12 protein-coding genes are annotated in these 13,471 nt (G+C 66.8%); 7 read left to right on the forward strand and 5 right to left on the reverse strand.

Features of this window, described 5'->3' with window-relative positions; translation table 11 throughout:
• Positions 1 to 44 precede the first annotated feature (44 nt).
• Together H2052_RS03285 and H2052_RS03290 are read left to right on the forward strand one after the other, a co-directional pair.
• A complete protein-coding gene (locus H2052_RS03285; protein WP_293778047.1) occupies positions 45 to 1,403 on the forward strand; it encodes a diguanylate cyclase in 1,359 nt (452 codons plus the stop codon).
• Between the two features lie 26 nt (positions 1,404 to 1,429).
• A complete protein-coding gene (locus H2052_RS03290) occupies positions 1,430 to 2,050 on the forward strand; it encodes a DsbA family oxidoreductase (RefSeq protein WP_293778050.1) in 621 nt (206 codons plus the stop codon).
• A gap of 38 nt (positions 2,051 to 2,088) precedes the next feature.
• Here H2052_RS03290 and H2052_RS03295 read toward each other — a convergent pair whose 3' ends face one another.
• The 4 genes from H2052_RS03295 to H2052_RS03310 form a co-directional block, all read right to left on the reverse strand.
• Positions 2,089 to 2,469, reverse strand: coding sequence for a VOC family protein (locus tag H2052_RS03295; RefSeq protein WP_293778052.1), 381 nt, complete (start codon positions 2,467 to 2,469; stop codon positions 2,089 to 2,091).
• Positions 2,470 to 2,559: 90 nt separating this feature from the next.
• A complete protein-coding gene (locus H2052_RS03300; RefSeq protein ID WP_293778054.1) occupies positions 2,560 to 2,973 on the reverse strand; it encodes a thermonuclease family protein in 414 nt (137 codons plus the stop codon).
• A gap of 94 nt (positions 2,974 to 3,067) precedes the next feature.
• Entirely contained in the window at positions 3,068 to 6,544 is a 3,477-nt protein-coding gene (gene mfd / locus H2052_RS03305; protein ID WP_293778056.1) for a transcription-repair coupling factor, read from the reverse strand.
• Positions 6,541 to 6,813, reverse strand: a complete 273-nt coding sequence (locus tag H2052_RS03310; RefSeq protein ID WP_293778058.1) for a succinate dehydrogenase assembly factor 2 — start codon at positions 6,811 to 6,813, stop codon at positions 6,541 to 6,543. The genes mfd and H2052_RS03310 overlap by 4 nt, the downstream gene beginning before the upstream one ends.
• Before the next feature lie 86 nt (positions 6,814 to 6,899).
• Here H2052_RS03310 and recG point away from each other — a divergent pair, with 86 nt between their 5' ends.
• The 3 genes from recG to H2052_RS03325 are packed head-to-tail and all read left to right on the forward strand — an operon-like array spanning position 6,900 to position 9,912.
• On the forward strand, positions 6,900 to 8,963 hold the full coding sequence (gene recG / locus H2052_RS03315) for an ATP-dependent DNA helicase RecG (RefSeq protein WP_293778060.1): 2,064 nt from the start codon (positions 6,900 to 6,902) through the stop codon (positions 8,961 to 8,963).
• Positions 8,964 to 8,986: 23 nt separating this feature from the next.
• The gene (locus H2052_RS03320; RefSeq protein ID WP_293778062.1) at positions 8,987 to 9,496 is read left to right on the forward strand and encodes a hypothetical protein; all 510 of its coding nucleotides are present in this window, start codon (positions 8,987 to 8,989) and stop codon (positions 9,494 to 9,496) included.
• 59 nt (positions 9,497 to 9,555) lie between these two features.
• Positions 9,556 to 9,912, forward strand: coding sequence for a GFA family protein (locus tag H2052_RS03325; protein ID WP_293778438.1), 357 nt, complete (start codon positions 9,556 to 9,558; stop codon positions 9,910 to 9,912).
• Positions 9,913 to 9,921: 9 nt separating this feature from the next.
• On the opposite strand, the gene tyrS is transcribed toward H2052_RS03325, so the two are convergent.
• Positions 9,922 to 11,145, reverse strand: a complete 1,224-nt coding sequence (gene tyrS, locus H2052_RS03330; protein WP_293778064.1) for a tyrosine--tRNA ligase — start codon at positions 11,143 to 11,145, stop codon at positions 9,922 to 9,924.
• Between the two features lie 31 nt (positions 11,146 to 11,176).
• Between tyrS and H2052_RS03335 the strand changes: the two genes are divergently transcribed.
• Positions 11,177 to 12,262: an anhydro-N-acetylmuramic acid kinase gene (locus tag H2052_RS03335; RefSeq protein ID WP_293778065.1), complete on the forward strand. Its 1,086-nt coding sequence runs from the start codon at positions 11,177 to 11,179 to the stop codon at positions 12,260 to 12,262.
• A gap of 105 nt (positions 12,263 to 12,367) precedes the next feature.
• Entirely contained in the window at positions 12,368 to 13,453 is a 1,086-nt protein-coding gene (locus H2052_RS03340; RefSeq protein ID WP_293778067.1) for a branched-chain amino acid aminotransferase, read from the forward strand.
• The last annotated feature ends 18 nt before the right edge of the window (positions 13,454 to 13,471 follow it).

Raw genomic sequence — 13,471 nt, forward strand, 5'->3', positions numbered from 1 at the left:
TAGAAAGCTCTGTGTTAACGCTCTAACAGGGGGCAGGCTGGTTCGTGCAGGCCAATCGCGTACTCGTTGTCGGCAAGGATGAAGCGCACGCGAAAGCGGGCGTCGCGAAGATCGCGGCCGACAAGTTCACCCAGGTGCAGGCCACCTCGTGGATGGAAGCGATCCCACTCGCGTCGAGCGGGCGCTACCAGCTTGTCATCGTGCTCGCGGGCGCAGAAATCGGCATTGCCGCCGTCACCACCTTCGCGCGCAGCGCCGAGCGGTGGACACAGCGCGAGGGCATGATGCTCGTTGCGCTCACCGAAGATGGCACCGCCGCGCTTCACCGCGATCTCCAGCACGCAGGTTTCGACGATATCATTCACCGGCCGATGCATCCGACACAGGTCGCGAGCCGCGTCGCCATTCTGCTGCGCCTCTCCACGATGCGCCGCGAGCTTGTCCGCCGCCAGGCGACCGCGCGCGGCTTCACGAGCGGCGACGGGCTTTTCCTCGCCCCCGCCGAGCCCGTGATCGCAAGCCGCCGGGCCTCGGTCCTGCTCATGCAGTTCGATCAGAGCGCCCACTGCGCCGAACAGTTCAACCGCGCCGTCCGGTCCTGCACCGAGGCGACGATCTGCGATGATCCGGAGGCGGCGCGCGCGCTCCTCTATCGCGGTGGGCTTGATGCCGTGCTGCTCTGCTCGGCGGTCGACCCCAGGAGCGCGATCGATTTCGCGGACCGGATGCGCCGCGTTCCCGCGCTTTACAATCTCCCCGTGCTGCTCGCGACGCCGGACGTCGGGAAGCTCGATCTCGATATGGTGTTCAACGCCGGCGTCACCGATGTCGCGCCCACCTGCCTGTCGAGCGAGCAGCTCTCTGTGCACCTCACCTCGTTCAAGCGGCTCGAGGCGCTGCGCGCCGCGCTTGCCGTGCGCTACACGCAGCATGTCGAGATGGTCATCCGCGATGGCCTCACCGGCTTTGCGGGGCACGGTTTCGGCATGGCGCATCTGCAGGCAACGTTGCAGGATTGCGCCGAACTCTCGCTTCCGGTCGCCGTGGCGGGGCTCACGATCGAGAACCTCGACGAGATCAATGCCGTGCACGGCTATCTCGCGGGCGACATCGTGATGCGCCGCGTCGGCGACATGGTCCGCCGCTGCATCCGCGGGGAGGACATGGCGACGCGCCTCTCCGGCAGCCGCATCCTCGTGCAGTTCCCCGATACGCGCTATGCCAGTGCGAACGTCGCGATCCGCCGCCTTGCGAACGTCCTTCGCCTCCAGAAAGTCGATCTGCCGGGCGGTGCTTCCATCGCGCTCAGGATCGGCTACAATCTCGCCTGCTGGGATGGCGATGCCGATGCGCGGGCCCTCGTTGCGTCGCTGAAGGCGCGGAAGGTCGCAGTCGCCGCCTGATCCGGCTCCCGTGCGGGAGGCTTTTCATGGCGATCACTATCGATGTCGTTTCGGATTTCGTCTGCCCGTGGTGCTGGATCGGCAAGCGCCATCTCGATACCTTCGCGGGCGAGGCCGACATAGAACGCCGCTGGCACCCCTATCTGCTCCACCCGGACATGCCCGAAGGCGGTGTCGACCGCGCGGCGTTCGTCCGCCAGAAGTTCGGCAGCGACGCGCGTGCGAAGGAACTGGGGGCGGGTGTCACTGCCGCCGCGAAGGGCGTCGGCCTCGATATCGACTACAGCCGCGTAGAGCGCGTGCCCGATACCCGCGATGCGCACCGCCTCGTGCGCTGGGCGGGCGGGCAGGCGCGCGCGGACACCGTCGCCGAAGGTCTGTTCCGTGCCTATTTCAGCGAAGGCCGTGATATTGGGGATGCCGCTGTCCTCGCCGACATCGGTGCATCAGCAGGCATGGACCGCGCCATTCTGGAAGGGCTTCTCGCCGGCGATGCCGACAGGGACATCATTGATGCGCAGGCGGATCGGGCCCGTTCGATGGGCGTCAGCGGCGTTCCCACGCATATCTTCGCAAACAAGGTCGCCGTGGTCGGCGCGCAGCCGATCGAGGCGCTGAGGCAGGCGGCGGTGCTCGCCGCCGCCTGAAACCGGGGCGTGCCCGGAAGCCGGGCACGCCGTTTTCGTCAGCCCAGCCGGTGCATCACGCAGAGCTTGTTGCCGGCGGGGTCACGCAGATAGGCGAGATACAGCTTGCCGAAGCTGCCTTCCCGAACGCCGGGCGGATCTTCACAGGTCGTGCCGCCGCTCGCCACGCCGGCGGCGTGCCAGGCGTCGGCTTCGGCGGGCGATTTTGCGGCAAAGCCGATCGTCCCGCCATTGGCGCAACTGGCGGGCTCGCCGTTGATGGGGTTCGTGACGGCGAAGATGCCGGTCTGCGTCATGTAGAAAATGCGGCCCTTGTCATCCATTGTGCCCGGCGGAATGCCGAGCGCACCGAGCGTCGCGTCGTAGAACTTTTTTGCGGCGGCTGTATCGTCCGCGCCGACCATGATGTGACTGAACACCTGTTCTCTCCTCCACGAATGCCGCAGGGGGATGAGGCTTCAAAGGCGCTGATGGCATGCGCCCAGAGGCCCATCAAGTCCGCAGTTCCGCTAGCTGGCGTCTCCGCAGCGCAGCCAGCCGTAGCGCTTCACGGCATGGCCAGCGTTCACCTGCGCGCAGGAAAGGTTGATGCTGCCCGACCAGCACTGAAGGATGGCACGGCCGTAATGGTCGGTTTCCAGCTGCTCGCAGCGCACGTTATCGCCCGCCACCAGCGACCTCAGATGATCGCGGCTCGCATAGGGGTCACCGGGCGTGCAGCGGCGCCCCGGTCGGCACGCGCCCGGCATTTCCGGGGCGTCGATGCCGTACAGACGCCCTCGGCGTATTCCCCGGCAGTTGATGTTGTCCCCGTCGTGAACGTATGGCGCCGAGCAGGTGAATGTGGAGCCGCCGTCCGGAGACGGCGCCGCAAGGGGCACGCCGTCCCACAGGAACACCGTGCCGAAGACGCAGAGCGACATGATAGCCGTGACCGACCAAAAGGCGCGCGTGCTGAGCGGGGTATGCGGAATGCTGGCCACACACCCGAGGCTACGCCCCGAAACTTAAGCAAACCTAACCCGCCAGCTTCCCCATCGCCCGCGCCACGTTGAGCCCACCCTGCAGTCGCGCTGCCGGGCTCGGCCAATCGCGACCGATGAAGAGCTTGTGGTCGGGGCGTAGCCTCGCCACCTGCGCATTCTTCTGCACGAACTCGATCAGCTTGCCTGGCTTCGGGAAGCTCCCGGCGTGGAAGGCGATTAGCGCGCCCTTGGGTCCGGCTTCCAGCTTCTCGATGTTGGCGGCCTTGCAGTGCAGTTTGATTTCAATGACCTTCAGAAGGTTGCTGACCTCATCTGGCAGCTTCCCGAAGCGGTCGATCAGCTCGGCCGCGAACGGCTCCACGCCCGCCACCTCGTCGATGTCGTTGAGACGGCGATAGAGCGCCATGCGAAGGTTGAGGTCGCCCACGTAGCTCTCGGGGATGAGGATCGGCGCATCCACCGCGATCTGCGGACTGAACGCCTCGCGCGGCCGGTCGAGCCCTGCCGCGTCGGCGCGCGCTGCCAGCATCGCCTCTTCCAGCATGTCCTGATACAGCTCGAAGCCGATCTCGCGGATATGCCCGGATTGCTCGTCACCGAGCAGATTGCCCGCGCCGCGAATATCCAGATCCTGCGCGGCAAGCTGGAAGCCCGCGCCCAGCGTGTCGAGGTTCGAAAGCACCTGCAGCCGCTTCGTCGCGGTCTCGGTGATCATGTGGTTCGCGGGCGTTGTCAGGTACGCATAAGCGCGCGTCTTCGATCGGCCCACGCGGCCCCGGATCTGGTAAAGCTGGGCGAGGCCGAACATGTCGGCGCGGTGGACGACGAGCGTATTGGCGCTCGGAATGTCGAGCCCAGATTCGATGATCGTCGTGGAAACCAGCACGTCATAGCGCTTGTCGTAGAAGGCCGACATGCGCTCCTCGACCTCGGTCGACCCCATCTGCCCGTGTGCGACGATGAACTTCACCTCGGGGACGTGGCTTCGCAGGAACTCCTCGATCTCGGGAATGTCGGCGATGCGCGGCGTCACGAAGAAGCTCTGGCCGCCGCGATAATGTTCGCGCAGCAGCGCTTCGCGCACCACAACCTCGTCCCACGGCATCACGTAGGTGCGCACCGCCAGCCGGTCGACGGGCGGCGTTGCGATGATCGACATGTCGCGCAGCCCCGACATCGCCATCTGCAGCGTGCGCGGGATCGGCGTCGCGGTCAGCGTCAGCACATGCACGTCGGATTTCAGCTGCTTCAGCCGCTCCTTGTGGATCACGCCGAAGCGCTGCTCTTCATCCACGATGACAAGACCGAGCCGCTTGAAATTGATGTTCTTCGATAAAAGCGCGTGCGTTCCGACCACGATGTCGACGCTGCCGTCGGCAAGCCCCGCGCGCGTCTGCGCGGCCTCGCCTGCCGGAACGAGCCGCGAAAGATGCCCGATCTTCACCGGCAGGCCATCGAAACGCTCGCGGAAGTTCTGCGCGTGCTGCCGCGCCAGCAGCGTCGTCGGGCAGACCACGGCCACCTGGTGCCCGGCCATCGCACCCACGAACGCCGCGCGCAGCGCCACCTCGGTCTTGCCGAAGCCGACATCGCCCACGATCAGCCGGTCCATCGGCTTGCCCGCCGCAAGGTCGGCCACCACATCATCCACCGCGCGCAGCTGGTCGTCGGTTTCGGCGTAGGGGAAGCGGTCCACAAACGCCCCGAAAGTAGACGCCTCCGCCTCGAAAACCTTCCCAGGCCGAGTCGCTCTCTCCGCGGCTACTTTGAGGAGTTCATTCGCAATCTCGCGAATCCGCTCCTTCATCCGCGCCTTGCGGGCCTGCCAGCTCGCGCCGCCCAGCTTGTCGAGCGCCACGCCTTCGGAGTCCGATCCGTAGCGCGAGAGAACGTCCATGTTCTCCACCGGCACGTACAGCTTGTCGCCGCCCGCGTAGGTCAGGTGGACGCAGTCATGCGGGCTCCGGCCCACTTCGATCGTGGTCAGCCCCTCGTAGCGCCCGATGCCGTGGTCCGCGTGAACCACGAGGTCGCCGGGCGTCATCATGGAAATCTGGTCCATGAACGCGTCGGCCTTGCGCGCCCGCTTGACGCGCCGCACCATCCGGTCGCCGAACATGTCCTGCTCGGAAACGAGCGCGACCTCGCCGGTCGTGAAGCCATGGTCGATCGGCAGCACCGCCATCGCAGCGCCGCCGCCCTTGGCGGCACCGAGCGCCTCCTGCCAGTTCTCCACGATGTGCAGCGGACCGAAGCCATGGTCGGCAAGCAGCGTGTGCAGCCGGTCGCGCGAACCTTCGGTGTAGCTTGCAAGCACCACGCGGTGGCCGCTCTTGTGCAGCGCCGCGACGTGCGTGCCGACGGCCTCGTAGATGTTCGCCTGCGCCGCGCGCTCGGGCGCGAAGTCCCGCGCCGCCGTCACGCCGAGGTCGAGCACGGCGTCTTCGTCGGGCCGCGCGAAGTGCGTTGCGAGGTGGACGCGCCGCGCCTCCTGCATGACATCCCACTCGGCCTTGGTCAGGTAGAGAGCGTCGGGCGGCAGCGGGCGGTAACTGCCCGGATCGCGCGTCATCGCGGAAACGCGGTTGCCGTGATAATCGTCGATGGCGGCGAAGCGCTGTTCGGCGGCAAGGCTCGTGCCCTCGTCGCGCACGATGATATCGGCCGCGCCAAGATAGTCGAACACCGTGCCGAGCCCATCCTCGAACAGCGGCAGCCAGTTCTCCATCCCCGCAAGCCGCCGCCCGTCGCTCACCGCCTGATAGAGGGGGTCGCTGGTCGCGGTCGCACCGAACAGGTCCACATAGCCGCGCCGGAAGCGGTGGATGCTGTCGACCGAAAGCAGCGCTTCCGAAACCGGCAGCAGGTCGAACCCCGCGCTGGTGCCGCTGGTCATCTGGCTCGCCGGGTCGAACAGCCGCAGCGTCTCGATCTCGTCGCCGAAGAAGTCGAGCCGAAGCGCATGGTCGCCGCCTGCCGGGAACAGGTCGAGGATGCCGCCGCGCACCGCGAATTCGCCGGCGTCCATCACCGTGTCGGTGCGCACGTAGCCGTTTGCGACGAGCATCTCGGCAAGCGCGTCGCGGTCGATGCGCTCGCCAGGTGCGATCCGCGCACTCAACTTTCCAAGCCGCTCTGGCAGCAGCGTGCGCTGAATGAGCGCGTTCACCGTCGTCGCGACAAGCTGAGGCGTCTTCACGGGCCGCATCAGCCCCGCGAGCCCCGCCACCCGCTCCGCTGCCACGCGCAGGGACGGCGAGGCGCGGTCGTAGGGCAGCGAGTCCCACGCCGGAACGTACAGCGTCTCCACCTCCGGCGCGAAGAAGTGCGCGGCATCGAGAAGCTGGTGCGCGGCGAGGTCGTCGGGCGCGATGAACACCGCACGCGCGTCCTTCGCGAACGCGGCACGCGCGAGGTCCGCGAGTAGCCACGGCTGGAAACCGGCAGGCGCGCTCGCAAGCGTCAACGACGCCCCGGCTTTGGCGATGACCTCGATGTAATTCTTCACTCCGGCGCCACCATAAAATCGAGCCGCTTCAAGGCATCCAGTAGCGGCCCGTGCCAGCGTTCCGGCGCTGTGTCGGTGCCGATCGCCCACGCCATGATCTCCACGTCATCCTCTTCGAGAAACGCTTCCATCCATGCGATTTCGGCTTCGTCCCAGCCAGCGAGATAGCGGTCGGTGAAGCTGCCGATCATGATGTCGGCTTCTTTGGTGCCGCGGTGCCAGGCGCGGAAGTGGAGCCGCCGCCGGCGCGCGTCGAGGGGATTGGTCATCTGCGCTTTCGCCAATAGCAATGAGACGGAAAGCGCATTTGCGCCTCCCGCTGCATGGGGTTAGTCAGTTCGCGAAGCGAGATACCATGCGGCCCGATATCCTCAACCCCCTGTTCGCGGAAATCGCGGCGCTGAAAGGCGTTGGCCCGGCGCTCCAGCGTCAGCTCGAGCGGCTGGATATTGCGCGCGTCATCGACCTGCTCTTTCATCTGCCGACCGGCGAGATCGAGCGCCTGCGCGTCGATGCCGTGCACGGCGGCCTTGAAGGGAAGGTCGTCACGCTCGCGGTCGATGTCGTGGGTCACGAGACGCGGGGGCCGAAGTCGCCGCTGCGCGTCCGCGTGCTCGACGGGGACGGCAACCCGCTCGATATCGTGTTCTTCACCGATCGCGGCGGCTATGCAAGGCAGCTGCTCCCCATCGGCGAACGCCGTATGGTCAGCGGCCGCCTCGACCGCTTCGGACAGAACCTCCAGATCGTCCACCCGGATCATGTCGTGGTGCCTGAAAAGGCGGGGGACATACCCGAGCGTGAGGCCGTCTACGGTCTCACCGAAGGCCTCACCAACCGCCGCCTCCGCACGCTTGTCGAGCACGCGCTGGAGCGTCTGCCGGAGCTTCCCGAGTGGGCAGGCGCCTCGCTCGTCCGGCAGCGCGGCTGGCCGCGCTGGCACGAAGCGCTTGCCGCGGCCCACGCCAACGACCGCGCCGTGCGCGACCGGCTTGCCTATGACGAACTTCTCGCAAACCAGCTTGCGCTGCTGCTGATGCGGCAGGCGTCGCGCAGACGCGGCGCGCTGCCGCTCCGGGGAGACGGCAGCCTCATCGAAGCCATGCTCCGCGCGCTGCCGTATCGCCCCACCGGCGCCCAGCAGCGCGCGATTGCCGAGATCACCGGCGATCTCGCGCAGGCCGCGCCGATGCTGCGGCTGCTGCAGGGCGACGTCGGCTCGGGCAAGACGCTGGTCGCGCTCGCCGCCATGCTTGGCGCTGTCGAGGCGGGCGGGCAGGCGGCGATGCTCGCCCCGACCGAAATCCTCGCCCGCCAGCACATGGCGAACATCGCCGCGATGCTCGGCGGTATCGGCGTCCGCGCCGAAATCCTCACCGGCCGCGAAAAAGGCGCTCAGCGCAAGGCGATCCTCGCCGACCTCGCTGCGGGCGACATTCACATCCTCGTCGGCACCCACGCGATCTTTCAGGAGGCGGTCGACTACCGCAACCTCGGCCTCGTCGTGGTGGACGAGCAGCACCGCTTCGGTGTCGCCCAGCGCCTGATGCTGGCGGACAAGGCCGAAAAGACGGCGCACATGCTCGTGATGACCGCAACGCCGATCCCCCGCACGCTTACGCTGACGCAGTACGGCGAGATGGATATCTCGAAGCTCGACGAAATGCCCCCCGGCCGCACCCCCGTCGAAACCCGCGTCATCAGTCAGGAACGGCTGGAGGAAGTCGTCGAAGGCGTGGGCCGCCTGCTCGCCGATGGCGGCCGCGCCTACTGGGTCTGCCCGCTTGTCGAGGAAAGCGAAACCGGCGCCGAACTCGCCGCCGCCGACGCACGCCATGCCATGCTGAAGGAACGCTTCGGCCCTGTCGTGGGCCTCGTCCACGGTCGCATGAAAGGCCCCGACAAGGACGCGGTGATGGCGGATTTCCAGGCCGGTCGCATCCAGCTTCTTGTCGCGACTACCGTCGTCGAGGTCGGCGTCGATGTGCCCGAAGCGAGTCTGATGGTCATTGAGCAGGCTGAACGGTTCGGCCTTGCCCAGCTCCACCAGCTCCGCGGCCGCGTCGGGCGTGGCGCCGCGCGCTCCGTGTGCCTCCTTGTCCGGGCGCCTAATATCTCGGAAACCGCGCGCAGCCGCCTCGCGCTCATCCGCCGCTCGAACGACGGCTTCGAAATCGCCGAGGAAGACCTGAAGCTGCGCGGCGGCGGCGAGCTCCTCGGTGTTCGCCAGTCGGGCGACCCCGAATTCCGCATCGCGACACCCGAACAGGTCGGCGCACTCGTCGAGGCCGCGCGCGACGATGCCCGCCTTCTCGTCGAGCACGAAGGCGGACTTTCGGGGCCGCGTGGCGAGGCGGCACGCATTCTTCTCTACCTCTTCGGGCGCGACGCCGCTGTCGGCCTCTTGCGTTCCGGCTAGCCGTTTGCGACAGCCGCGAAACGATGAAGACACCGCTTGCAATCGCACTGCTGCTCGCACTCGCCGTGCCGTCCTTCGCCGGGGCGAGCGATTGGGCGTCGGCGCGGCTTGAAAGCGCGATGTTGGCCTATCAAACGGGCGACTACCGCAAGGCGCAGCGCAATTTCCAGCGCCTCGCAGAGCACGGCTCAGCGATTGCGGAAACGATGCTTGGCGTCATGTACGCCAAGGGGCACGGCGTTCGGGCGAGCCCGGCCGTTGCGGCAGGATGGTTCCACCGCGCCGCCAATCGCGGCTACGGTCCGGCGCAGATCGCGCTCTCGGATGCCTTCGCGCGCGGGCGCGGTGTCAGCCGCGACATCGGCAACGCCTATTTCTGGGCACTTGCCGCCACGACCGGCGGAGATCGCAGCGCCGAAGCGTCCGGCCGTATGCGGGTCAAGACGCTCGGCATCTCTCTCAGTCCCGAAGCGCGCGCAAAAATAGACGAGGACGTCCACAACTGGCGCCCGAGGGCACAGCGGCAGCGGTAGATCGGAGGCTTCCGAAGGTGCGCACGGGGTCTTGCCTGTGTGGAGCGGTGAGCTTCACGGTGGAGGGTGATCTGCCCGGGCCGGATGGGTGTCATTGCATCCAATGCCGGAAACAATCAGGCCATTATTTTGTATCGACCGATGTGCTGAGGTCCGCGCTTACTATCCAGGGACAGGAATACGTCCGCTGGTTCCAATCCTCCGAAAAGGTGCGTCGGGGCTTCTGCGGGGTTTGCGGCTCATCGCTCTTCTGGGATCCGATCGGCCGCGATTGGACCGGCATCGCAATGGGCGCCTTCGATACGCCGACGAACGCGCGCCTCGCCGTGCACGTTCACACCGCCGAAAAGGGCGACTACTACGACATCGTCGACGATGTGCCTCAGTTCAGCACAGTGCCGCCCCAGCCGCACTGAACGGCGATCTTACCCGAAGTTCACCACGCCGTGCCGCTTCTTCCCCGCCGACACGCGCACCGCGCCGGCGCCTGAAACCATCGCCGCGGCATCCGTCACCGCTTCGCCGTTCACGCGCGCGCCGCCCTGCGTAATCAGGCGCCGCGCTTCGCCCTTGGAGGCGGAGAGGCCGAGGTCGACCAGCGCGTCGACAAGCGGGATGGAGCCGGTCGCGGCGATGTGCGGCAAATCCTCGCCGGCGCCGCCCTCCGCAAATGTCGCGCGCGCGGTTTCGGCTGCCCCCGTGGCTGCATCTTCACCCCGGCACATCGTTGTCGCGGCATTCGCAAGCGCTTCCTTGGCGGCGTTGATCTCCGCGCCTTCCAACGCTTCCAGCCTTGCGATCTCATCGAGGGGCATGTCGGTGAACAGCCTCAGGAAGCGCCCCACGTCGGCATCATGCGTGTTCCGCCAGAACTGCCAGTAGTCGTAGGCGGGAAGCGACTCCTCATTCAGCCACACGGCGCCCGCCATCGTCTTGCCCATCTTGCCGCCGTCGGACGTGGTAATCAGGGGCGTCGTCACGCCGAAGACCTCAGTTCCGTCCACGCGGCGGGCGAGTTCGACGCCGTTCACGATGTTGCCCCACTGGTCCGATCCGCCCATCTGCAGGCGGCAGCCAGCGCGGCGCGAGAGTTCGAGGAAGTCGTAAGCCTGCAGAATCATGTAGTTGAACTCGAGAAACGACAGCGACTGCTCGCGCTCGAGCCGTAGCTTCACCGAATCGAAGCTCAGCATCCGGTTCACCGAAAAATGCTGGCCGATGTCGCGCAGGAACGGAATGTATTCGAGGCGGTCGAGCCACTCGGCATTGTCGACCATGATTGCGTCGGTCGGCCCGTCGCCGAAAACGAGGAAGCGTTCGAATATGCGCTTGATCGAAGCGACGTTGCTCGCGATCGTCTCGGTCGTCATCAGCCGCCGCGCTTCATCCTTGAAGCTCGGGTCGCCGATCTTGCCCGTCCCGCCGCCCATCAGCACGATCGGCTTGTGGCCTGTTTGCTGGAGCCGCCGCAGCAGCATGATCTGCACGAGGCTGCCGACATGCAGCGAGGGCGCCGTCGGATCGAAGCCGATATAGCCGGGCACGACCTGCTTCTGCGCCAGCGCGTCGAGCGCGGCTGCGTCGGTCTGCTGATGGATATAGCCGCGTGCGTCGAGCAGGCGTAGGAGGTCGGACTTGAATTCTGTCATAGCGGGCGGGCGATAGCATGGGGGAAAGCGTATGAGTAGCGGGCTTTATCGCGCCGTCGGCCTGATGTCAGGCACCTCGATGGACGGGATCGACGCCGCGCTCATCGAAACCGATGGCGAAGCGCACGTCCGCCCGCTCGGTTTCCACAGCGTGCCTTATGCCGAGCAAACCCGCGAAAAGCTCCGGGCGTCGATCGAACGCGCGCTCGCGATGGAAGCGCCCGGCGAGGACCCGGTGATCAGTGCCGCAGCGGCGGAGATCACCGCGCTTCATGCCGATGCGGTGCGCTCGCTGCTGGAGGACGCCTCCGCCGACATCGTCGGCTTCCACGGCCAGACCATCGCGCACCGCCCCGAGCGCGGCTGGACCTGGCAGATCGGCGACGGTTCCGGCCTCGCGCGTGCGCTTGGGATTCAGGTGGTCGCGGACCTGCGCTCGGCCGATGTAGCAGCAGGCGGGCAGGGCGCGCCGCTGCTCCCCGTTTATCACCGCGCGCTCGCCTCCGGGCTTGGAGGGCCGGTCGCGGTGCTCAATCTCGGCGGCGTCGGCAATATCACCTTCCTCGGCGCCGACGATCAGATGATCGCGTTCGATACCGGCCCAGCCAATGCCCTTATCGATGACTGGGTGCTCGCCGCGCGGGGGCTCAGCCATGATGCGGGCGGTGCCATCGCGGCGTCGGGCGTTGCCCACGAGGAGGTGCTGGCGCGCATGTCGAACCTCGACTGGTTCGCCGTCCCGCCGCCCAAGTCGCTCGATCGCCACGATTTCTCGCTGAACGCCGTCAGCGGCCTGTCGGTCGAGGATGGCGCGGCGACGCTGACGGCCTTCACCGCTGAAACCGTCAGGCTCGCGCTCGCGCATCTGCCTGTGCCTCCGACGCGGTTACTTGTCACCGGCGGCGGCCGGCACAACGCCACGCTGATGCGGATGCTCGCGGAGCGGACCGGACTCCCGGCCGATCCGGTCGAAGCCGTCGGCTGGCGCGGTGATGCGATGGAGGCGGAAGGCTTCGCCTATATGGCGGTGCGGCGTCTCCGCGATCTGCCGATCAGTTTCCCCGGCACGACGGGCGTGCCGTTGCCCACCGTGGGCGGTGTCATCTTCCGGCCCTGACATTCCTGTATGGCGGGTGGCTTGCCAAAGGCCTGCGCAATTTTCTAACAAAGCGCGCGAGTCGTCGCTGGGACCGCGGCCCGAACGAGTTTTAAGGAGAGAATGATGACATCCGGTCTAGAATTCCGCGTCACCCCCGCGACGCCGGTCCCCGCTGCGGAGCGTGCGAAACTGATTGAAGACCCCGGATTCGGAAAGCTCTTCACCGATCACATGGTGACGATCGAATGGACCGAAGGGAAAGGCTGGCACAACGCCGAGGTGCGCCCGCGCGCGCCGTTCTCGCTCGATCCGGCGGCCGCAGTGCTGCACTACGCCCAGGAAATCTTCGAAGGTATGAAGGCTTATCGCGGGCGCGGCGGCGAGATCACGATGTTCCGCCCCGAAGAGAACGCGCGCCGCTTCAACGAGTCGGCGGACCGCATGGCGATGCCGCGGATTCCCGAAGAGCTGTTTGTCGAGGCGGTCGAAAAGCTCGTCGCCCTCGACCGCGACTGGATTCCGAGCGGCGAAGGGAGCCTTTACCTCCGCCCGTTCATGTTCTCGGATGAGGTGTTTCTCGGCGTCAGGCCCGCCGCGCACTACATCTTCTGCGTTATCGCGAGCCCGGTCGGCCCTTATTTCAAGGGCGGCGGCAAGCCGGTCACGATCTGGGTGTCCGACAACTACACGCGCGCGGCCCCTGGCGGCACCGGCGCGGCGAAGTGTGGTGGCAACTACGCGGGCAGCCTCATCGCGCAGGCGGAGGCGATCCGCGAGGGCTGCGATCAGGTCGTGTTCCTTGATGCGGCCGAACGCCGCTGGGTCGAGGAACTCGGCGGAATGAACGTCTTCTTCGTGATGGACGACGGCAGCATCATCACACCGCCGCTCGGCACGATCCTCCCCGGCATCACGCGCGCCTCGCTCATCGAGCTGGCGCGCGCCGACGGCATGAAGGTGGAAGAAAAGCCGTACAGCTTCGATGAGTGGAAGGCCGATGCGGAAAGCGGCCGTCTGCGCGAGGTATTCGCGTGCGGAACCGCAGCTGTCGTCGCTGCCATCGGCACGGTGCGCTATCGCGGCGGCGAATTCACCATCGGCGATGGCACGACGACCGGCCCCGTCACGCAGAAGCTGCGCAGCGCACTCGTCGGCATCCAACGCGGCGAGTCGAACGACGAGCGCGGCTGGATCCGCAAGGTCGGCTGAGGCTTTGCAGCTTGCGGC

Source organism: Sphingosinicella sp., from assembly GCF_013911755.1.
Taxonomy (GTDB): Bacteria; Pseudomonadota; Alphaproteobacteria; order Sphingomonadales; family Sphingomonadaceae; genus Sphingosinicella.